This window comes from Ornatilinea apprima (genome assembly GCF_001306115.1).
GTDB lineage: Bacteria > Chloroflexota > Anaerolineae > Anaerolineales > Anaerolineaceae > Ornatilinea > Ornatilinea apprima.
The window spans coordinates 215,013-236,821 of sequence record NZ_LGCL01000002.1 but is presented as its reverse complement, the minus strand read 5'-3'; the positions used below and the strand labels follow the sequence as shown (position 1 = coordinate 236,821).

The 21,809-nt window shown below is 51.7% G+C and carries 19 protein-coding genes; 1 reads left to right on the top strand and 18 read right to left on the bottom strand.

Annotated features, from left to right (window positions below):
• Window positions 1–133: 133 nt before the first annotated feature.
• The 12 genes from ADN00_RS01030 to ADN00_RS00975 all read right to left on the bottom strand — a co-directional run bounded on the left by ADN00_RS01030 (window position 134) and on the right by ADN00_RS00975 (window position 14,997).
• Window positions 134–1,408, bottom strand: coding sequence for a UTRA domain-containing protein (locus ADN00_RS01030; RefSeq protein WP_075061089.1), 1,275 nt, complete (start codon window positions 1,406–1,408; stop codon window positions 134–136).
• A 128-nt stretch (window positions 1,409–1,536) separates the two neighbouring features.
• Entirely contained in the window at window positions 1,537–2,529 is a 993-nt protein-coding gene (locus ADN00_RS01025) for an acetate and sugar kinases/Hsc70/actin family protein (protein WP_075061088.1), read from the bottom strand.
• The gene (locus tag ADN00_RS01020) at window positions 2,516–3,727 is read right to left on the bottom strand and encodes an acetate/propionate family kinase (RefSeq protein ID WP_075061087.1); all 1,212 of its coding nucleotides are present in this window, start codon (window positions 3,725–3,727) and stop codon (window positions 2,516–2,518) included. Before ADN00_RS01020 ends, ADN00_RS01025 begins: the two co-directional genes overlap by 14 nt.
• A 109-nt stretch (window positions 3,728–3,836) precedes the next feature.
• Window positions 3,837–5,951 carry an acetate--CoA ligase family protein gene (locus ADN00_RS20460; protein WP_075061086.1) on the bottom strand — a complete coding sequence of 705 codons (2,115 nt, stop codon included), beginning with the start codon at window positions 5,949–5,951 and terminating at the stop codon, window positions 3,837–3,839.
• Window positions 5,952–6,187: 236 nt separating this feature from the next.
• Window positions 6,188–7,264 carry a zinc ribbon domain-containing protein gene (locus tag ADN00_RS01010; protein ID WP_075061085.1) on the bottom strand — a complete coding sequence of 359 codons (1,077 nt, stop codon included), beginning with the start codon at window positions 7,262–7,264 and terminating at the stop codon, window positions 6,188–6,190.
• Between the two features lie 105 nt (window positions 7,265–7,369).
• A complete protein-coding gene (gene htpG, locus ADN00_RS01005) occupies window positions 7,370–9,229 on the bottom strand; it encodes a molecular chaperone HtpG (RefSeq protein ID WP_075061084.1) in 1,860 nt (619 codons plus the stop codon).
• Between the two features lie 113 nt (window positions 9,230–9,342).
• Window positions 9,343–9,891, bottom strand: a complete 549-nt coding sequence (locus ADN00_RS01000) for a hypothetical protein (protein WP_075061083.1) — start codon at window positions 9,889–9,891, stop codon at window positions 9,343–9,345.
• 19 nt (window positions 9,892–9,910) lie between these two features.
• Window positions 9,911–10,927, bottom strand: a complete 1,017-nt coding sequence (locus ADN00_RS00995) for an NAD-dependent epimerase/dehydratase family protein (RefSeq protein ID WP_075061082.1) — start codon at window positions 10,925–10,927, stop codon at window positions 9,911–9,913.
• A 198-nt stretch (window positions 10,928–11,125) separates the two neighbouring features.
• Complete coding sequence (secF, locus tag ADN00_RS00990) at window positions 11,126–12,052, bottom strand: protein translocase subunit SecF (RefSeq protein WP_075061081.1); 927 nt, start codon at window positions 12,050–12,052, stop codon at window positions 11,126–11,128.
• 12 nt (window positions 12,053–12,064) lie between these two features.
• Window positions 12,065–13,405: a protein translocase subunit SecD gene (secD, locus tag ADN00_RS00985; protein WP_075061080.1), complete on the bottom strand. Its 1,341-nt coding sequence runs from the start codon at window positions 13,403–13,405 to the stop codon at window positions 12,065–12,067.
• 131 nt (window positions 13,406–13,536) lie between these two features.
• On the bottom strand, window positions 13,537–14,238 hold the full coding sequence (locus ADN00_RS00980) for a PP2C family protein-serine/threonine phosphatase (protein ID WP_160317447.1): 702 nt from the start codon (window positions 14,236–14,238) through the stop codon (window positions 13,537–13,539).
• Window positions 14,239–14,466: 228 nt separating this feature from the next.
• Window positions 14,467–14,997, bottom strand: coding sequence for a class I SAM-dependent methyltransferase (locus ADN00_RS00975; protein WP_075061078.1), 531 nt, complete (start codon window positions 14,995–14,997; stop codon window positions 14,467–14,469).
• A 107-nt stretch (window positions 14,998–15,104) separates the two neighbouring features.
• On the opposite strand from ADN00_RS00975, the gene rpmF reads away from it, so the two are divergent.
• Window positions 15,105–15,302, top strand: coding sequence for a 50S ribosomal protein L32 (gene rpmF, locus ADN00_RS00970; protein WP_075061077.1), 198 nt, complete (start codon window positions 15,105–15,107; stop codon window positions 15,300–15,302).
• A 67-nt stretch (window positions 15,303–15,369) separates the two neighbouring features.
• Here rpmF and ADN00_RS00965 read toward each other — a convergent pair whose 3' ends face one another.
• Genes ADN00_RS00965 through trmFO form a run of 6 tightly spaced genes read right to left on the bottom strand, consistent with a single transcriptional unit; the run spans window position 15,370 to window position 21,725 of the window.
• A complete protein-coding gene (locus ADN00_RS00965; RefSeq protein ID WP_075061076.1) occupies window positions 15,370–15,579 on the bottom strand; it encodes a phage holin family protein in 210 nt (69 codons plus the stop codon).
• On the bottom strand, window positions 15,580–16,923 hold the full coding sequence (gene hflX / locus ADN00_RS00960; RefSeq protein ID WP_075061075.1) for a GTPase HflX: 1,344 nt from the start codon (window positions 16,921–16,923) through the stop codon (window positions 15,580–15,582).
• 9 nt (window positions 16,924–16,932) lie between these two features.
• Window positions 16,933–18,144: an aminotransferase class I/II-fold pyridoxal phosphate-dependent enzyme gene (locus ADN00_RS00955; protein WP_075061074.1), complete on the bottom strand. Its 1,212-nt coding sequence runs from the start codon at window positions 18,142–18,144 to the stop codon at window positions 16,933–16,935.
• Entirely contained in the window at window positions 18,141–19,388 is a 1,248-nt protein-coding gene (locus ADN00_RS00950; RefSeq protein ID WP_075061073.1) for a sensor histidine kinase, read from the bottom strand. The genes ADN00_RS00955 and ADN00_RS00950 overlap by 4 nt, the downstream gene beginning before the upstream one ends.
• A 40-nt stretch (window positions 19,389–19,428) precedes the next feature.
• Entirely contained in the window at window positions 19,429–20,367 is a 939-nt protein-coding gene (locus ADN00_RS00945; RefSeq protein ID WP_075061072.1) for a M28 family peptidase, read from the bottom strand.
• Complete coding sequence (gene trmFO / locus ADN00_RS00940) at window positions 20,364–21,725, bottom strand: methylenetetrahydrofolate--tRNA-(uracil(54)-C(5))-methyltransferase (FADH(2)-oxidizing) TrmFO (RefSeq protein WP_075061071.1); 1,362 nt, start codon at window positions 21,723–21,725, stop codon at window positions 20,364–20,366. Before trmFO ends, ADN00_RS00945 begins: the two co-directional genes overlap by 4 nt.
• Between the last annotated feature and the right edge of the window lie 84 nt (window positions 21,726–21,809).

The window sequence follows — 21,809 nt, the reverse complement described above, 5'->3', positions numbered from 1 at the left end:
AGCAGCGCTACCTGGTTCATTACATAGGGCTTAAACACGGGGTGGGCTTGTTTTCTTCTCATTCCTTTATTGAATCATTGCTTTTTAAAAATGTAAAGGGGCTGTCCTCTACTTTTTGGACAGCCCCTTTTTGTTACTCTTCGAGCAATAAGAGAATATCTTCGCGGGATTTCGCTTTGAGAATTTTGGCTCGTTTGATATCATCTGAGAGGAGCCGGGCAACCAGGCGCAAACCGTGGATATGCTGGCTATCATCCACCGCGGCGATGGCCAGAACGATGGAAACCGGATCGTTCTCGGTATTTCCAAAGTTGACTGGTGGGTCCAGCGTGATCAGAGAGAGGCAGGGTCGCAGGACACCATCTTCTGGTCGGGCGTGTGGAATGGCGACCCCTGGTGAAATGACAATATACGGTCCCAGCTGTTTGGCCATGCTCAACATGCTTTCGATGTACCGTTCTTCCACCGCTCGCGAGTCGACCATTAACCGGCCTGCAATGCGGATGGCATCGTCCGCATCTTCCGCGTATACACGCGTGCGAATACGGTTGGGTGTTAAAAGGTCTTTGATATCCAACGCGGCCTTAGTCTCGGCGCCGGGCTGGGTTTGATTCGCGGGACTGATTTCGCGTTTCAGGCTGGCGTAGAAAGTTTCATTTGGCCGCCGGTGAACAATGGTCCGCATGCGATACCGATCAGCACGGTACCAGCTTCTGGCCAGGTTGACTGGATTTTCCTCACTATCAAAAAGGATGTGCTCATTGTATAGAAGCGGATCGCTGAGCGGCACTTTCAAAGCGTCTGATAAGGAAGCATTCGCCCGCACCACGGCAATCGTGTGAGATGCCCACGCAATTGATATGTTATACCGCTTCTCGAGGGTTTCCATGAGTGAGTCTTTGGTGAAGTCCTCTCCCAGCAGTTCGTGATATTTCTTGCCAGAGAAGAAGTTTTCATGAAGAACGAGCGGGGAACCTTCCACCCGGCGCAGTCGCTTGAGATAAAAAACGGGTTCGCCAGGGTTGAGATTTAGCGCGTCGGCAATATTGGCGGGCGCGGGAATAATATTCTGCTCGAGCACTTCGGTTTCAAAGGGAATGCCCAATAACAGCAATTCTTCAGACACTCCCATCAGGTTGCCTGACCAGGATTGTTCAAATACAAACGGAGAAACAAACGTGCCGCGACCGTGAATCTGAACCAGCAAGTTCTTTTTGATTAGTTGTGAGATGGCCTTGCGCAGTGATCCGCGGCTGACCTCCAACATTCGCGCCAGTTCTATTTCACCTGGCAGGCGGTAATTGGGAGGCCATTCCCCAGTGGTTACTTTTGACTCAATCCAACTGGTGATTTGAGAATAGATCGGAACCGCGCTGGTTTTGTCGACTTCAAAATTGAAACCATTCATGTGATTATCAGCATTTCAAGACAAGATGTTTATAGATGTCCTCAATAAGTTAACATAGATAAGGTGGGTTGTCAAGAAAATGGGCACACTCATAAATCGGCGGGATTTTTGAGCGCAATACCATCCTGCTAGCTTTGGAGCGGTTGCGCCTGACTGAACATTTCATACGCAATTTTCCAGGGTGTATCTTCCATTAAAAAGACTTGAATGCGGCTTGCTGGTGAATTGAGGCGGGTGATTGATTCGCAAGAAATTGTCGAGGTGGGAATAAATCCGAAGGCAGTGAGCGGTTCCAGCAGATCAACCAGCCAGGCGGTAAGGGCAGGGGTGATTTCACCGGAAAAAACGATCGCTTCGAGGGCGTTGAGTGCCGAGGCCATGCCGCCGATCGTTTTCTTCAACTGATGGCTGAGGACTTTTGAAGCCAGCGATTCGGGTTGCTCAAAAATCTGCGAAAAACTGGCTAGCTCCGGCGATACACTGGAAAGTCCTGACTGCGCAGCCAGTAGGTGCTCAATGGCTGCGGGCGGTTCTCCTTTTTCTGAAAGCGTCAGGCACAAGGACGGGTCGATTTCTCCACAAGAGTGAAAACCGGGCAGCCCGTCCATCTGGCTGAACCCTGCGGAAAGATCGACTGGCTGGCCGTTTTTGATGGCAACCGCATTGGGAGCAGAGTTGAGATGAATGGAAATGAGTGATTTGACTTCCGGCAGGATCGATTTGGCTTTTATCCATGCCCATTGGTGGGTAAGTGCATCCCGGCCGGCGCGTTGAAACCGGGTCGCCAAATCAGCGGGCAGGGCGTAGCGCGTACTCAGGGGGGGAAGGTTCTGGTAAAAGCGATTTTCGCTCAATAAGCGGTGATCCGCCCGTGGATTCGCGCGCAGACAATCCCGGAAAATGGTTTGAATGTGAGGGGCTTGCTGCGAGACTGTTCGCTGTTCCTCTGGCGCGAGTTGTAGGTCATTCTGACCAGGTGAGATGAGATAAAGAATGCGTGATTCTTGACGGATGGTTTCCATGGGGATGGGCTTGCTGTAATGATGAATTGAACAGGTACTTGCCGTATCGTCGACGAATGACCATGCAGTTTCTGTGGGGTGAATATTAATGATAAGCATGACGTCCCTCCTGAAGCAATGCGAATCCTTCCTGACCAATTACCCATTCCTCATCGGTGGGAATGACCAACACGCGCGCGCGGCTGTCTGGGGCCTCAATGGGGGTGATGCGGTCATACGGCGCCTCGCGGTTGGCTGTGGGGTCAATGGCGATTCCGCACCAGGTGAGGCCCTGGCACACGGATTCGCGGAGTTGCCAGCTCCATAAGCCGATGTCATCGGTGAAAATCAGTGCGTCCAGCCCTCCCAGCAGTACCGCATAGGCACCAATGTATTTCACCAGGCGGTGCACCGCCATTTCAAAAGCCAGGTGGGCGTTGGGGTCTTGCTCAACCCTGGCGAGAATGTCCCTGAGGTCGCTTGAAAACTGCGAGATACCCAACAAGCCGCTTTTCTTGTTTAACAAGGTCTCGATTTCTTTCGGCGATTTTCCTTCTTTGAGTAATTGAATTGGAATTTGGGCATCCAGGTCGCCTGTGCGCGTGCTCATAATCAAGCCGGGAAGAGGGGTGAAGCCCATCGAGGTATCCAGGGGAACACCATTTTTCAGCGCCACTGCGCTGGATCCACCGGTGCCGAGATGGCAGGCGATGATTTTAGATTCTGAAAACGGGGTTTCTAAGAAAGGACCGGCTGCCTGGGTTACAAAATGGTAGGAGAGACCGTGAAACCCAAACCTACGGTAGGTATGCGTGTCTCGAATGGATTGTGGAACGGCATAGGTATATGCTTCGGGCGGCAAAGCGGCATGGAAAGCGGTATCGAAGGTAACATATTGCGGGCAGCCCGGTTGATGTTCCAGACAGGTGTAGATGACCGACATTGAATTTGGATTGTGGATGGGCGCCAGCGGAAGACATTCAGTCAGGCGGGCGAGGGTGTCTTCGGTGAGCAATGCTGATTCTTTGAAATACGCTCCTCCGTGGACAAAGCGATGGCCAACCGCGTCAATGGGTATCTGATGGTCACGTAAGTTCTGCAGCACGCGTTCAGCAGCCTGCGCGTGCGTTTCCAGTGGCTGAGTTTCTTTCACAGTTTGGTTGGATAGATGATGTTCGATGAAGGAAGGATCGCTCCCTTTGACTCCAACACGGTGAGCCTTGCCTTTCGCGGTGATTTGGGCGGTGCTGTTGGAGTCTCCAGAAAATACTTTGTAGTTGAGGGAAGAACTTCCACAATTGAAAACCAGAAGGTTCATGTCTGACCTCTATGGTATTTGAGCGGTGATCGTACGAGGCTGTTCGTTTGACCGGATAGGAAAGAACCACCTCATTGGAGGTGGTTCTTTGAACTTCTGAAAGGGTGGGTTATTTCTTCTTGAGAATCACGCGGGCGTCGACCACTTTGACGCCTTTGCCTTCTTCATACACCAATACGGGGTTGGCATCGGTTTCGCTGATTTCGCTGGCAAGGTCCACGATCATCTTCGAGTACAGGGTAACCACTTCGGCCATGGCTTTCTTGTCGCGCGGGGCTTCGCCGCGAACACCAGCCAAAATGGGCGCGCCGCGAATCTCACCCAGCATGCGCTCGGCCTGGCCTTTGGTTACGGGAGCGACGCGGAAGGTAACGTCTTTGAGGACTTCCACAAAGATGCCGCCCAGGCCAAACATCATGGTTGGGCCAAAGGTGCCGTCGTTGACGGAGCCCAGGATCACTTCAGTGCCCCAGGGAGCCATTTCTTGAATGGCAATACCGTGAATATTGGCTTCGGCCTTGTAGGCTTTAGCGTTCTTCAGAATGGTCTGATAGGCATCGCGCACGCCGGCTTCGTCTTTGATGTTAACTTTAACACCGCCCGCATCGGATTTGTGCAGGATGTCGGGGGAGACGATTTTCATGACGACCGGGAAGCCCACTTCTTTGGCCAGTTTCACGGCTTCATCTTCGGTTTTGGACAGGAGGGTGGTGGTTACCGGGAGGTTGTATGCGGCAAAAACCTGCTTGGCTTCTATCTCGGTCAGGCTGTCGCGGCCGTCAGCGCGGGCGTCGGCAATAATCTTGAGCGCTTTTTCGCGGTCAACTTTCACGTCAGTAGATCCATCTTCCGCCATCATGGAGCGCATTTCCGCGTATTCGCGCAAGGCAGCCATCGCGTTGATGGCGACATCGGGCGCACCGTAAGCAGGAATTCCGTTTTCAACCAGCCAGCGCATCGCCTCTTCAGAGCGTTCGCCGCCAACGTAAGAGATGCAGACCGGTTTATCGGTGATACCTGACTCATCCATTGCCTGTTTGATGCCCTGAGCGATTTCCAGCGGGTTGGAAACGGCGGTTTCGCAATAGAGCACGACAACACCATCTGTCCACGGGTGGGATAACGCATAGCGGAAAGATTCCACATACCATTCGGTGCCAGCCATACCGGTGATGTCTACCGGGTTCTTGGCAGACCCGAAATCGGGCATGTGTTTCTTTAATTCATCTTGCACTTCTTTGGGAGCAAATTTGAGGGGAATGCCGAAGCGTTCCGCCGCGTCGGTTGCCAATACACCCACACCGCCGCCATTGGTGATGATCAGGAGATTGTCGCCTTTGAGGGCTGGTTGGAGCGAAAGTGCAAGTGCGCGGTCGAAGAGGTTGTCGAGGTCTGAGGCTTGAACAACGCCCGCCTGTTGGAATGCAGCACCGTACACAGCAGCAGCGCCAGCCAGCGAACCGGTATGGGATGCGGCAGCGGCGGCTCCGTGAGCTGATACGCCAGATTTGAGGGCGATGATCGGTTTGGTGGCTTTGCGGCTCACATCCATGAACTGGCGGCCGTCTTTGATGCCTTCGATGTAGAGGGAAATACAGGTGGTTTCAGGATCTTCGCTAAGCCATTCCACGGTATCGCCAATGCTGACGTCGGACATATTCCCGATGGAGATCAGTTTTTCAAAGCCAATCCGGCGGGTATAGGTGGAGGCATCCATGGCAATCAACAGCGCACCGCTTTGTGAAACAAGCGAGGCTTTACCGGAAAGCGGGAGGAAGGGCGCAAAAGAGGCGTTCATCTTGTTCGAGTTGGACAGCACGCCCACGATGTTGGGTCCCAAAATGCGCATGTGGTAGCTGTTGGCCATATCCACAATTTGCTGTTCCAGCTCGCGGTTTCCAACTTCGCTAAAACCGGAGGTAATGATGATGAGGCTCTGAATTCCCTTTTTTCCGCATTCTTCGGTAACACCCAGAACGAATTTGGCAGGCACGGTGACGACAGCGGTGTCAATCGAACCCGGAACGTCTGCTACGGTGGGGTAGGCTTTGATGCCCTGAATTTCGTCTTCTTTGGGGTTGATGGGATAGATTTTGCCCTGGAACTTGCTCTCGATTAAATTCTTGACAACCGAATGCCCGATTTTCCCGGGTGTGTTGGAAGCACCAATGACTGCGATTGAATCCGGCTTGAAGAGACTATCAAGCTGCTTGCGACTTTCCACTTTTATTACCTCCTGATTTTTACTCGTTGAGATATTCAAAAAATAAAGACAGATGCCGTACCAAGCGCACAATACAATAGTATACCTCAATATACCTGATTGTAAGGTGATATTTTTCCTAACCTGCGCGGGTCATTTGTTACCATGGAAGCAGCCTTGATCAGACATTTCAAGACAATCAGCATCCAATATTTGATTGGCCTGGCACTTTTTTCACCCAGCATTGTGGTCAAAAGCTAATCCGCCGGCTGGATGGAAATAATGGAACCCAAAGATGGGTTAACCGTCAATACCCAGCGCGTGCCCGGTTGGCAGGCCTGGAAGAGGCGTTCATCGGAAGTTCGATAAGTGTATTTTTCACCATCCGCTTCAAAAAAAATGGTGTAACTGGCAGAACGTTCTCCCAGGCGCTGGTCAGCACTCAATTGGGGATTGGGCCAAATGGGATTATAGTCTCGTCCCGACAATTCAACCGGGCTGCCTGAATGCCATTCGTTGATCTCGTATGAGCAGTAATCATCATATATGTTATAGACACAATCTTGCACTACCTCGCCCTGACCGGTGCCGGAATCAACGATATATGCGGTTCCGCAGACTTCTTCAGCGCCGGGAACGTACTCATTCGAGGATGTGCGGAAGCGGGTTTCACAGCGCAGGTTTGATGCTTCCACGGGGACTTTGTCCTGCCAGTCCTGCCGGGTTACGGGGCCAAATTCTTCTACCAGAATGGCGCGCTGCCATTCTGCGCCGGTTACCCGGCCGGTCAGGTCCTCACGGCGGCCAAAGATCAAGAACATTCCGATAATCATGGCAAGGAGCAAGATAACTCCACAGCCGATGAAGAAAGGGTTCGCTTTGACTGGCGCCGCCTGCGGTTTTGGCGTCGCGATCTGTTCAGCGGGTTTTAGCGGTGCGCCGCAGTTAGCGCATTTAAGCTGATCAACCGCGTTGGGCTGCCCGCACGCGGGGCAAAGGATTTCTTTTTTGAGCGCATTGGAATAGGCCCCAATGACCTGTCCACTGGTGCGCTTTACACCTTGTGTCAAATCTCCGCCGCATTGTGTGCAAATTTCGGCGCCTTGCGGATTGCGCGCGCCGCAATAAGGGCAATGAATGTCTGGGCCTTTTTTAGCCGCTTCCAATTTCTGTTGGTCGGTGGAAATTTCCTGGCGTTCGGGTAGGATAAATTCGACGTCGGCGGGTTGGGCGGCTCCACAGGACAGGCACGTTTTCTGAGGTCCTGGGTTTCGATTGTTACAATTCGGGCAAATCCATTCAAGATCGATCGTGCCAACGGTTTTCTTTGCCATGAAAAAACCTCTTTGCTGTTATAAAAAAAAATAAAAAAAACAAAGATCCGGTAGTTACTTTGATTATATAGTAGACTACCGGATCTTGCGTGACGAATTCGTTTCTTATTCCAGCGCTGACTGCATAATTTTTTGGATGCGTTCAATCATCCCGGCTGGGTCGGGGTGCAGCCCTTCGATAAGTAATGCATTTTCATAAATCTGAGCAATAACCGCTTTGCCAATTTCTTCGCTCTCCGAAACTTCGGCCAGTTTTTGAATGATGGGATGATTGGGGTTGATTTCCAGAATTCTGGCTGGGGTCTCAACTTCTTTGTCCATCATCTTGTACACGCGCTGCAATTCCGGTGTGAGTGCTCCTTCGGCGTCTATCAGGCGGGCAGGCGACTGCACGAGCTGATGAGTAACGCGCACATCGGATATTTTCTCGCCCAAAACGGTTTTCATCCTGGAGATCACAGTATGAATCTTCTCCTGCGTTTCCGGTTTCTCTTGCTCTGCGTCTTCGGCCTGGGATTCAGATGCGTCGAGTTTTTCTGTAGCCGCGTTGACCAACTCAATGTCTTTATACTTTTTTGCACGCATTAGCACAAATGGATCAACTGGATCGGTGAATAAAAGCACATCCAGGTTGCGTTTTTTGTATACTTCCAGATGCGGGCTGTTGATGATGGAGCGTTCATCGTCACCAAGGATGTAGTAGATTTTTTGCTGGTCTACCGGTTTTGATTCAATATAGTCGTCCAAACTGATCCATTCGGTGGTGTTCTTGAGGGAATGGTAGCGCAGCAGCGGCATAAACTGTTCGTAATATTCTTCATCGGTGGCAATGCCCTCTTTGATGAAGACCGAATATGTTTTCCAGAATTTTGCGTATTCTTCGGGTTTCTCTTTTGCCAGCCGAGAGAAGGTGTCGATCAGGCGGTTGGTGATCAACTTTTTCAGTTGTGCCATCAGCCGGGTGGATTGGACCGATTCACGCGAGACATTTAAGGGCAGGTCCTCTGAATCAACCACGCCCTGAATAAACCGCAGGGATTTGGGCAGCAGATCTTGCGTGTATTCCTGGATGAGAATTTTACGGGCGTAGAGCTTAAGGCCATCTTGCTTACGCGGTGAGAAAATGTTCCGTTCGGGGTTGGCGGGGACAAAGAGAAGAGCGTACATCTGCAGCGGAGCGTCCACAGCCATGTGGAGATGCAGCAGGGGTTTTTCAAAATCCAGTGTGTATTGGCGATAGAAGTCTTCCAACTGGGTCTCTTCAACTTCCTGCGGCGACTGGCGCCACAAGGCTGTTTGCTGGTTGACCTTTTCCTCGCCTTCATTCAGGTAAATTGGATATGGTATGAAATCGGAGTGCTTGCGGATGATTTCGCGAAGCCGAAATTCTTCCAGGAATTCTGCCGCGTCCTCTTTCAGTTTGATTTTCACTTGCGTGCCGCGATGTTCGTATTCGGCCGGCTCTATATTAAACGTGCCGGCGCCTTCTGAAAACCAGGTGGCTGCTGAATCCTCAATACGGTATGAGCGAGAGGTTACTTGAATCCATTCCGCGACCATAAACGATGAATAGAATCCGACTCCAAATTGTCCGATGATATCGGATAGGTGGGCATTTTTCTCTTGAGCCGCCTGGATGAAGGATCGCGCACCCGATTGCGCAATGGTGCCCAAATTCTCGATTAATTCAGCTTCATTCATCCCAATTCCCGAATCGGTGATCACCAGGAGCTTTTCATCGGGGTAGGTGCGAATGTGGATCTTGGGTTCCGCTTCGGCCTCGAAAACTTCGCGGTTGGTCAGCAGTTCAAAATTTAAGCGGGTTAGTGCGTCTGAGGCGTTTGAAATCAGCTCACGCAAGAAGACTTCGCGATCATTATACAGCGAATGGATCAGGATATTTAATAGCTGAATGGTTTCAGCTTTGAATGGAATGGAACGATTGGCAGATTGCGGTTCAACCATTTTCTTCTCCTTAATAATAAATATTCCAAGAATAACAATAAACCATGAATATATGAATTTTATAAATAAAGCTCCACATTTTTGACCATGTGGAGCTTTTGATGGAAGACGAGTTAATTACGGTAGGTGAAGATGGCCGTTTGCTGGCGCGCTATTGCGTAAGGCACCTTCATGCACCCCAAGGCAGGCATGATGGGGCAGGTGATCTCCACGTTGTAAAGAGCGGTGAATGGTTCTTTTACCACATCCAGAAACCGGGCCAGGTTGGTGATGCTGGCGATGCGGATGGTAGCATCCAGGCGGTAATGGGCGGTCATCACGGTGATGGGCTCCATCTTGCGGTTCGGTTCCGATGGGTCGTAGTCCAGCGGGTCTGAATCGGGTGGAACGAGGTGAAAAACCAGGATCTCAGAGGTGGGAATATACAATTCGGGAAAGAGAATGGGTGTGGCTTTGCCGTTTGGCTGAACCTGAATCATGCGCGCGTTGAACATGCACACACGGTCTGGGGCGGCAGCGGTTCGCAACCAGGTGCTGACGCGGAGCTGCTCTTTAAGGATAATTTCCCCCCAGAACAGGCCGGAATTCGTGTAGGCAATCACATTTGAGACTTTTTCATCCGGCTGTATCTTATATCGTTGAGCAGAGAGATTGTTGTACACAATGTTTCCTTTCTGGTGGTCATGCGTATCTTTTTTGAATCACGGGAATCAGATATTCTTGAAAAGCGTTTTCCTGGTTATAATCTGGTTTCCACCCCCAGTCTTTTTGAGCCGCGTCGTCATTTACATCGGCAGGCCACGAGTCAACGATGCGCTGTCGGCTGGGGTGGGGGCGAAAACGGATTTGTGATTGCGGAAATGCGCCTTTTACAATTTCAGCAATTTCTCGCGCGGTTGGGTTAAAACTGGTTACATTGTAGATCAACTGGGAGAGGGATTCTCTTGGCGCCTCCTCCAGCATCAAGAGCGATTTAATCGCATCGGGCATGGCCATAAATGGAAGGCGTGTATCTTCACGGACAAAGCAGTCGTAGTCCTCGTTTTGAGCCGCGGCGTGCAGCATTTCAGGCGCGTAGTCGCTGGTGCCGCCGGTGGGAATTGTATAGGCGCTGATCAGACCTGGAAAGCGGATGCAGCGAAAGTCTATGGTCGCCTGGCCGCTGTCTGCAGCTAACTGGCGGTAATGGCGCGAATAGTAGCGGCCTAAATGCTCACAGTAGAGCTTGTTGCAGCCATACATGGTGACCGGGGCCAGCCATTCATCTTCTTTTACGCGCCCGGCAGCCTCTTTGCACTGCAAGTTTGGGATACCATAGGCAGCAATGGAGCTGGGGTACATGAATTTCACCGGCCGTCCCTGCCACTGCGATTGTTCCACAGCCAGCCTGAGCAGGTTGAGCGTGCCTTCAACGTTAATGCGGTGGGCAGTTTCGGGGTTATACTCCGCTTTGGTTGAAAGGATGGAAGCGAGGTGATAAATGGTGCGGATTTCGTATTCAACTACCAGGCGTCCCAATAACATTTGATCAAGAATATCCCCCTGGATAAAGCGGTGACAATGGTGAGTCAGCTTTTCGTCGAGGGGTTGAACATCCAGCGCAACGATCATGACGTCGCGATGCTTGCTAAGGTGATGGATCAGACCATGGCCAATTTCTCCATTCGCGCCGGTGATTAAAACCACTTCTTTACGCATAATTCTTCTCTCCAGACTATTTCGGATCAGGATGGGTTATCAGAATGGCAGAAGCAGTGATACCTGATATTTATTCTACAAGAAATTTTCTGTATGGCTAATGAGGTTTGTCCCTAAATCGAAAAGAGGTTCTGCTCAAAAAATGAGACAGAACCTCTTTTGTGTCGTTTTCTTAATCGTTCAATCGAACTGAATGGATCAGGCTGCGCTGGTATTCCCTTTTTTGAACCAGGTCTTCCATTCTTTGTTTTCCCAGATAACCAAAGTGGGAGCGGCAATGAAAATGGAAGAGTAGGTACCGCTCAGCAGACCAACCAGCAGGATAATAGCAAATTCGCGCAGGGTAACGCCGCCAAACAGCGCCAAGGCCAGCAGCATGAACTCTGATGTCATCAGTTGGGTATTGATTGAGCGGCCCAGCGATTGAATAATCGAGTGGTTGGCCAGTGTTTCAAAACTAATCTTGCGGAAGATAGCAGAGTTCTCCCGAATACGGTCGAACACCACAATTTTATCTTGAACGGAAAAGCCAATCACAGTCAGCAGGGCGGTAAGCGTGAGGGAATCGAACTGCCAGCCGAAGAATTTTCCACCGATGGCAGCCAGGCTGACAACAATCAAGACATCGTGGATCATTGCGAGAATGGCGCATACGCCATAGCGGAACGCATTTGCCACACCTCGGAAGGCCAGCGAAATGTAGATGATCACGCCCAAGGCAGCCACCGCGATGGCCAGACCAGCGCGGCTGGTTACTTCTTGACCAATGGAAGGACCGACCGAATCATACTGCAACAACGTGATGGTGTCGTTGAATTGTGTTTCCATCTTGTCCATCAGGGCGATCCGAGTTTCATCATCAATAAAAGTTGATTGGATGAGAAGCGCATCCGTGCCGCTGGTTTTGACGGTTACATCGGTGATGCCCATTTCATTGTATAGCGCAATGACATCGGCGGGTTGAGGAGCAGTTCCGGAGTCGAAGCGGACTTCCAGCAGGCTGCCGCCGGTAAAGTCGATCGACATATTCATTCCGCCGCCCAGCAGCAGAATGAGCAAGCCGGGAACGATCAGCACCAGCGAAAGGGCGAAATATAAATAACGTTTTCCAAGAATATCCAACATATCAACTCCTCATTAAGCCCCAAACCATTTACCAATGTCTTTTGGTTTGGTCAGGTTGATGGTTTCGTTAAGCAAGGTGCGGGTTACCACGATGGCGCAGAAAAGACTGACCGCGACACCAATTGCCAGTGTCAGCGCAAATCCTTTGACAATGGTTGCGCCGAAAGCAGAACCAAACCAGAAGAGGATAACGCTGGTGATGATGGTGGCGAAGTTCGAGTCGCGGATGGAGGGCCAGGCGCGCTTCCAGGCCAGGTCTAATGCCTGTTTGATGGTCCGACCTGCCCGCAGTTCTTCTTTCAGGCGTTCGAAAATGAGAATATTGGCATCCAGCGCGCCACCGGTCGAGAGCAAAACGCCCGCGACGCCAGGCAGCGTGAGAGTAACCGGAATGAGTTTGAAGAGGGCAAGGGTAATTAATGCGTAGGTGATGATCGAGATGATCGCGACACCGCCGGGTAGACGGTAGTAAATGGCCATGAATAAGGCGACGATGGCGAAGCCAATCAGGCCGGCGATAATCGATTTGTTGAGTGAGTCTGCGCCCAGGGTGGGACCAACCACGCGGCTTTCAACTACCTTAAAGGGGATGGGAAGCGAACCGTAGCGCAGTTGGATGGCCAGGTTGTTGGCTTCTTCGTTGGTGAATTGACCCTGAATGACACCAGAATCTTCAATCACGGCATTGATCACCGGCGTGGAGATGACAGTTTTATCCAGAACAATCGCCAAATATTTGCCCTGATTCTGGCTGGTGTGATCTTTGAAGATAACGGCGCCTTCTGGCTTCAGTTCAAAGGCAACTTCCGGCTGGCCAAGCTGATTGGCAGTAACCGCAACGGTTTTCAGCATGTCACCAGTCATTACAGTGTGCCAGACTTTGTCTTCCAGATTATCTGATTCAATCGGGTTTTCTGGAATGAGCGCATCCAGGTCGGTTTTAATGACGGTTCCTGCCGGTAATGGGGTGGAACCCATATCGACAAATTCCAACTGGCCGGTTTCTTTCAAAACGGCGATGACCTCGTCCGTGTTGACCAACCCGGGGAACTCTCCGACTATGCGGCGCGTACCAGCGACCTGGAAGGACACTTCGGATACGCCCAGGCCGTTGCTGCGGTTTTCAAAAATCGCGCGGGCATCCGCCATTTCCTGTTCAGTTGCCACGTAATCTTCGGGTTTGTCGACTTCAAGCAGTACCTGCATACCGCCCTGAAGGTCAAGGCCGAGAACAGTATCCAGATTCCGGCTGAAATCTCCGATTTTAATACCTGGATTGGTGGGAAGATCGATCCAAATAACCAAACCGATCAACAGGAGAATCAGAACAAGTCTCACAATGCGTTGATTCATGCGTGTCTAGCCTCCAAAGAACAAACAAATACCAGCCAGTTGATGGCTGGCGCAGGGCACATTATACCGCAAAATTGATTAGGCGCATAAAAAATGCCCTGCCGAAGCAGGGCGAGTGGAGCTTAATTGGGTTAATCGTTTTGATTTTTCAAAACCGGCATGCTGACACACATGCGGCGAATTTGATCCGTAGCTTGGGGAACTACGCGCATCACAACCAGGCTCATGTCTTCTGATGGGCGGTTTTGATCCAGGCGAATGGCCTGTGCCAGGATGGTATCGGCTATTAACTGGGGGGAAGGGTCTTGTTCTTCCAGAAAAGATTCCAGTAAAGTGCAGATGTCGACCGATTCGCTGGTGAGGGCGCCGGCTTTGAGCAGCCCATCGGTATACATCACCACCAGTGTGTTAGGTTCCAGGGGGATCTCGGAAATAGTGGGCTTGACAGAGCGTGAGGCCCCAATCGCTTCTGATTCGGCGTTCAATACCTCAACCCGATCGCGCTGGGCGATAAACATGGGGGTGGGGTTATTGCGTGAGATGACAATCGTATTGGTTTCCAGGTCGGCTGAGAGGATGTTGAGGCAGACGGGCTGGCCGCCGCCGCGTTCGGTAAAGAGATGGTCTGATGCGGCGCGGGATGCGGCGCCATCGCGGACACCTTCAGCCAGCAGGGAAATCACCTTGCGGACAACCATGCTGGATAGCGCCTTCCCTTCTTTGCCAGACAATTGGGCATCCGCCATCACAGCGGAAAGGCCGCCAGTGGGGCGTTCAATGATTTCCAGGGTGTCGCCGCTTTCAAGCGATCCGTATTTTTTGGTTTTTGCCACAGCAATTTGAATTTCCATGCCTAGATTTTAATACAAATTCGGGCCTTTGGAGCCAGCAATTTTGATTGAGTTTTTCTTTGGGCTATGTTTGGCTTGAAGGATCAGAAACGCGCAGTGGCCTGCTTTCACCCATTCCAGCGCAGCGACCAGACCGGCGGAATAGAATCGCTGGTAAATCTTTTCTAGGACCTCCGGGCCTGGAGTGGACTGGCCAAAGAAGGTGTAAATTCATTTCAGAATGACACCTCTGAGCGAGGTCTTTTCAAAATCCACAGCCAGCAAGATAACCATGGATCCGTCGGCTTTTAATATGCGGGCGCAATTCTCGAGCGTGGCGGGGTGAAAGATATACTCGGTGGGAAAGGTGGCGACGATGGTGTCAAACTGGCAGGGGGCAAAGGGCGTGTGCTGGGATATTCCGCGCACCCACGCGATCCGGCTGGCATGTGGAGAGAAGAGATTGTTTCTTCTGGCTAATTTTGACATCTGCGCGCTTTCATCCAGGCCGGTATAGAAAACATTTTGGTTTTGCACGATTTTGGCTGCCAGGTGCCCCGGTCCGTGTCCAAGTTCAAGAATGTGGTTGCCTTTCATGTAAGGAAGAACGCTTTGTCCCCAGCGCTGCCACTCCCCAAAGGAGACGATTGCCGCGACAGCGTCGTACATCCATGCAAATGGATGATATAACCACTGGAAAAATACCCGCAGAAAGGAGGCAAGCCAGTGATGGGATATGGAGTCAGGTGGAATTTGGTTCATGCGCATATCTTGACATAATGGGTGGGTGTTAAGTATAATTCGTTGGCTTTAGAAATAGAGAAAATTCAGCCTTCGCGGCAACAGGTATACTGACAGGAGTAATTAAAATGGCACCTCTTCCTAAAAGGAAATTGTCTAAAGGACGTCGCGACCGCCGACGTGCACACGACGCTTTGAAATCCGTGAACCTTGTAGCGTGCAGCAACTGCGGCGAAATGCGTCTTCCGCATACCGTGTGCCCCAGTTGTGGATTCTACCAGGGTCGCGAAGTCATCGCAGTTGAAAAAGAAAGCAAAAACCGGTAATAGAGTAACTTTTTGGCGGTAATAAAAAATGGGCCTGCGAGGTCCATTTTTTTGTTAACCTGACTCTCTACAGCGCCCAGGCGAGTAGGAATCCCAGCAGGGCAATGAGAGTGCCGAGGTGCAGAAAGAGATCGCTGTCTGCCAGCCACCCGCTGGATAAATGACGGAGAATAAAATTGACCACAATCAGGAGCATGCCCAGAATGGGTAGCAGACCTTTGCGGGCGGCAAAGAAATTAGATAGACGGTCGATCAAACGTGAAAAAACGTGAAGCATTTATTCTTCCTCGGGTTCAAGGTCGCCTGAATGGATAAAGGGCATATAGCGAGTGATATATCTGCCAGGGATGCTGCCGTCAATCATGACGCTGCCGCGCTGGTGTTCAATCCTTTCCACCTGCCCGGATTCGTGAAACAAGGAGATTAGCTGCCCTTCGGTGTAGGGAATGCGGACGGAAATGGGCAGAAGTTCTTCGTAGAGCCTTTTCTGCACCAGCGCTAGCAGTTCATCAATTCCCTGGCCTTTGAGCGCAGAGATGGCCAATGCGTCTGGAAAATTCTGCAGCACCTGCATTGCCGCTTGCGGATCGGGCAAGCGGTCGATTTTGTTTAATACAGTGAGGGCCGGGATTTGGTCGGCGCCAATTTCTTTTAGCGTTAGCTGCACCGCGTTCCATTGCGCCAGGGCGTTTACGTGAGTGATATCGACGATATGGAGAACCAGGTCAGCCTCGGCGATTTCTTCCAGCGTGGCACGAAAAGCCGCGATCAACTGCGTGGGCAGCTTTTGAATAAAGCCCACCGTGTCTGTGAATAAAACGACCTGACCACCGGGAAGTTCCACGCGGCGGGTAGTTGGGTCTAATGTGGCGAACAGTTGGTCGGCAACGTACACACCCGCGTTGGAAAGCCGGTTGAGCAAGGTCGATTTTCCCGCATTGGTATAGCCAACCAGGGCAATCACGGGGATTTGCGAGCGTCGGCGGTTGGCGCGGTAGCGAGAGCGGTGGGCACGAATTTTTTCCAACTCGCTTTTCAAATTGCTGATGCGTCGGCCGATTTCCCGCCGGTCGACTTCCAGCTGGGTCTCGCCCGGCCCGCGCAACCCGACGCCACCAACGCTCCCTGATCGCCCGCCGCCGCCGCCAGCCTGCCGGGCGAGGTGCGTCCAGGCGCGTGTGAGGCGTGGCAAACGATATTCGTATTGGGCCAGTTCGACCTGCAGGGCACCTTCGCGCGTGTTGGCGTGGAGGGCGAAAATATCTAGGATCAGTGCGGTACGGTCGATGATGCGAACGGCTGTGCCAAACTCTTTCTCCAGTTCGCGCAGGTGACGCGGAGAAAGTTCATTGTCAAATATCACCACTTCGGCCAGGCAGTCCTCTACCAGGGCTTTGATTTCTTCCACTTTTCCTGAACCAATATAGGTGTTGGCATAGGGGCGGTCAAGCCGCTGGGTGGCTTCGCCAACCACGACCAGACCAGCAGTATCTGCCAGCAGTGAAAGCTCTTCAAGCGAGTCTTCCAACGAAAGCAAATGTTCTTCGCTGCGAATCTCAACCCCTACCAAGAAGGCGCGTTCTTTGGGGCGGTCGGTTGTTTCTGTGCTTTTTTTTGCCATAGTATTCCGTCAGTTCTGTGTTTTCATCCACCCGGAAAGCCGGCTCATGGCCTGTTGCAAGCGGTCAGCGGGCGTGCAGAGAGATAGACGTACGAAACCTTCGCCATGCTCACCGTAAATGACACCCGGGGTTATGCTCAAACCGATCTCTTCTAATGCCCGATTGCAAAAATCCATGCTGTTGGAAAATTTTTCCGGCAGGCGCGCCCAGACGTAAATGGCGGCGGGGGGTGTGAGGGCAGTAAAGCCAACGGAGCGAATACCCTCAAGGATGATATCGCGCCGCTGCTGGTAAATGTGGTTGCGCTCAACCAGCCATTTTTGATCGTGAGTTAGGGCTGCCACCCCAGCGTCAAAGATGGGCGTGAATTGTGAGGTATCGAGCTGGCTTTTGTAGGTGTGCATGTAGCTGATCACTTTTGGGTTGCCAACCGCCATGCCAATGCGCCAGCCGGCCATGTTGTAGGTTTTTGAAAGCGAGTTGAACTCCACACAGACTTCCTCGGCTCCATCCACTTCCAGGATGCTCGGCGCGACGTACTCATTGAAGCAAACGTCTGTGTAAGGGGCATCGTGCGCGATCATACAGTTGTTACGGCGGCCAAAATCGACTGCCTTCTGGAAAAATGCCAGGTCCGCAACGGCGCCGGTGGGGTTATTAGGGTAATTGAGCCAGAGAATTTTTGATCTCTGAGCGATTTCACTGGGGATTGAATCCAGGTCGGGCAGGAAGCCATTTTCGGCCAGCAGCGGAAGGGTAACAACCTCGGCGCCGGCAATTAGGGCGCTGGCTTTGTATACCGGGTAACCGGGGTCGGGGACGAGGACAATATCACCCGGATTGATCAGCACCTGGGTGAGATGGAACAAACCCTCTTTAGAGCCGATGAGGCCTAATACCTGTGACGATGGATCCAATTCAACATTAAAGCGGTGGTGGTAGTACTCAGCAACGGCTTGCTTGAATTTTGCTGGCCCACCGTTCGGCCCATACCCGTGATGTTCAGTCGATTTGGCCGATTCAACCAGGGTTTCAATGATGAAGTCAGCCGGCGGTAAATCGGGTGAGCCAATATCAATCCGGATGATGTCTTTTCCTTGCGAGCGAAGCTGGTCAATCCGTCGGTTCAGCGTGGCAAAGTAATAGGGTTTGAATCCCGCGATGCGCTGGGCAGGCTCAAAGTTGACTGGGTGGGTGTTTGAAGAATTGGATGGTTTCATTGTAGTTGTTTGGGTACTTCCTGGTGGTAAGTTTTTGGACCGTTGGAAAAAAGATGCGTCATTTTGTCGTCGGAGAGCGCGCTCCGGGTGGGTAAGATCACATGAAAGGCAGATCCGGGTAATTTATCTTCGTCACATTTTTCGGATTCTACCCAGATCGCGCCGCCATGTGATTCGACGATACCCTTGGCAATATACAAACCCAGTCCCGGCCCGCCGCCCTTGAATTTTGTCTTGCCGCTTGAATGCAAGGCCACGTTACCGATGCGGCTGAATTTGTTAAAGATTAATGGCTGGTCTTCGGGATTAATGCCAATGCCTGTGTCGCGCACGATGACCTCGATGAATCCGGGCAGTTGTCTGCCTTCAATATAAATCCAGCCGTGATCGGGGGTGAACTTGATGGCGTTATTGAGAATATTGCGAAATACTTGCTCCAACCGATCAGGCGCTCCAAATGTCATTTCGCTAAAGCCGGGAAAAGGGTCGATTTCCAGCCGGATGAAGCGCTGATCCAACGCGGGCTGCAATTCTGCTTGAAGATGAGCAAACAATTGGTTCAGCCAAACGGGTTGAAAATTAAGCTTGAGCAAGTTGTTCTCAATTAAAGTAACATCGACCATATCATCGATGATCATTTTCAGCCGCCGCGTGCCATTCCGAATGCCGTCGATCAAGCTGGCCTGATAATCGTTGCCGTCGGGAATGATGATTTCTTTGAGCATCATTGAATACCCTTCGATGAGGGTCAGCGGTGTTTTTAGTTCATGGGCGGCCACAGCGATGAAGTCAGATTTGCTGCGGTCAATTTTTTCCATTTGCTGTTTAAGTGTCTCAATTTCTGCGTCCGAGCGCTGCCGCACAGATTTTGTTTCCAGGTCTGAGCTGATTTCAAACGCACGCGTCGTGACCGGAAAAGCGGCATCGAGAAGCTCAAGAAATGATTGCGCGGACAGTGTCTCGCGCCCGGTATGGTAAAAGGTGTCCACAAAGATCTTCAGGAATTGCGATACCTGGTTGGACTTGCCTTCGAGATCGGTGGATGGCAAGGCGGAAGAGAAATTCTCAATTTCCGGTTCAAGGAATGCCGGCTGGCAGTTGATGACAGCCTGGGAGAACTGAGCGAAAAAATGGGATACCAGCCTGATAAGATCCTCGTTGGTTGGGTCTTCAGGTGATAGTTGAATCAATATTTGATGAATCCATTCTGCTTGAATGGATTGGAGAGATTCCTGGATACTCATACCTGGCTTAAGTTTACGACAAGTTTGATCTTTTGGCTAATTATTGGCGCTGAATCAGCCAGAGGCGCAGTGTTTCTCCAACCATATACAGGGACTGCGGATCAATTTTGTCAAGCGTATCTTGGCTGGTGTGCCAATACGGGTAATCAAAATCGATGATGTCTACGGCAGGAATGTTCTTCTCCAGAAAGGGTGTGTGGTCATCCAGGATGGAGAAACCCGGTTCAGAGATGAAGTGCTCGTTCCATCCCGCTTGCGCGGCTGTTGCCCAAATTTCGGCAGCCAGTTCCGCGGTGGAGTTCTGTTCAAAGGGCAGGCGCAGATTTTGGTCTCCTACCATGTCGACGATCACAACTGCCTGGGGGGTAACGCTGAGGTGTTCGGCAAAGTACCGCGACCCTTGAATCCAGTCCCATCCGGTGATGCGGCCCTGATCTTCCGCGTCAAAAAAGACAAGCCACACCGAAGAAGCTACATCTTCCGGGAGGACGCGGGCCAGTTCCAACAGCACCGCCACTCCCGAAGCGCCGTCGTTTGCACCCAAAACCGGCAGAAGGCTTAACGCCGGGTCGGCGTCCTGGTCGGCATAAAAACGAGAATCGTAGTGCGCGCCGAGAATGATCTGCGGGGGCGCGTCAGATTTCTTGGCGATGATATTGATCAGCGGCTGCTGGTTATATTCCCCTTTTTGTTTCTCTACCTGCCATCCAGTTGATGTTAACTCGGAGGATATATACTCAATTACCTGGCTGTGAGCGGTGCTGGAGGGTGTGCGCGGCCCAAGGGCTACCTGCGCCTCCACATGCTGGTACGCGCGGGTCATGTCAAAGGTCAGGGGTTGCTCTGGCGTTATTGCTAAAGGCGCATCTGCCACCTGGGGGAATGTGGGGGGTGTCTCTGCTGGCTGGCAGGCAGAAAGTCCCATGCAGAGAATGGCCGTGAAAAGCAGTGATGTAAAAAAACTCTTTTGGTTGATCATGGTTGGACATCCAATTGATGATCTGTCAACCAGGTCTGCATATCCTGGAGCGCCCGGTCTGCGTAGGCGACAGCCCGCTCACGCTTATTTCGTGAGGGGATGGAAAGGGGCGGCAAGATGCCAAAATTGGCTTTCATGGGCTGAAAGTGATCGATCTCTGCCTGGGTTATATAATTGAGCAGTGCGCCAAGCATGGTGGTGGTGGGGGGGTGTAGCAGGGGCTGGTCGTTTAGAAAGCGAACCGCGTTCATCCCAGCCAGCAAGCCGGTGGCGATGTTTCCCAAATAACCTTCCACACCCGTGATCTGCCCTGCGAAAAACAAGCGGGGTTGTGTTTTGAATTGAAGGTGCGCATTCAACAGTAGAGGCGCGGCAATAAATGTGTTGCGGTGCATTTGCCCGTAACGAACAAACTCGGCATTTTCCAGTCCAGGGATCAGGCGAAAGACGCGTTCTTGTTCGGAAAATTTGAGATTGGTCTGAAAGCCAACCAGGTTATACAGATCGCCGGCAAGATTGTCCTGGCGAAGTTGTACCACCGCGTATGGGCGGTGATTGGTGTGCGGATTGGTTAATCCGACCGGACGCATAGGGCCAAACGCCAGGGCACGCTCGCCGCGCTGCGCGATCACTTCCACGGGCAGGCAAGACTCAAAAAACGGGTGCAGACCCGCACGCACGCCGGTTTCCAATTGAGTTTCAAAACTTTTTAGCTCAATCCGCTCTGCTTTGATCAGCTCAGAAACGAAGAGGTCGTATTGCTCGCGGGTGAAGGGGGCGTTGATATAATCGCCATCTGCTTGCACGCCGCGGTCATAGCGTGAGGCACGAAAGGCAATGTTCATGTCAATGGATTCACCGGTGACAATGGGGGCCAGCGCGTCGAAGAAGAAAAGGCTGTTCATGCCAGCCAAATTCTGAATCTCTGCGGAAAGAGCGGGTGAAGTTAAGGGGCCGCTTGCAATTACCGTCACCCCCGGAGCGATGGTCTTGACTTCCTCTCTGATGAGGGTAATGTTGGGGTGATTGACGATTTTTTCTGTTACCAATCGAGAAAACGCTTCACGACCCACGGCCAGCGCGCCTCCGGCGGGGATTTGTGTCTGTGTGGCGCATTCGAGGAGCAAGCTGTTCAACCGCTGCAATTCTAGCGATAAAACGCCATTTGCACGGTCTGGCAGGCGGGACCCAAGAGAATTGGAACAAATTAATTCCGCCAGGTCCGCAGTGGCATGCGCTCCCGTTTGAACAAAAGGGCGCATTTCGAACAAGTTTACTTTGACGCCGCGCTGGGCAGCTTGCCAGGCTGCTTCACTCCCCGCCAGCCCACCACCGACAATGTTCAGTATTTTTTCCATGCTGTAAGCCTTTATTCTGGTGGGTAATTTTATCACGAATGAGTTGGCACGAACCTTGCACCATACCGAAAAAGTCTATATACT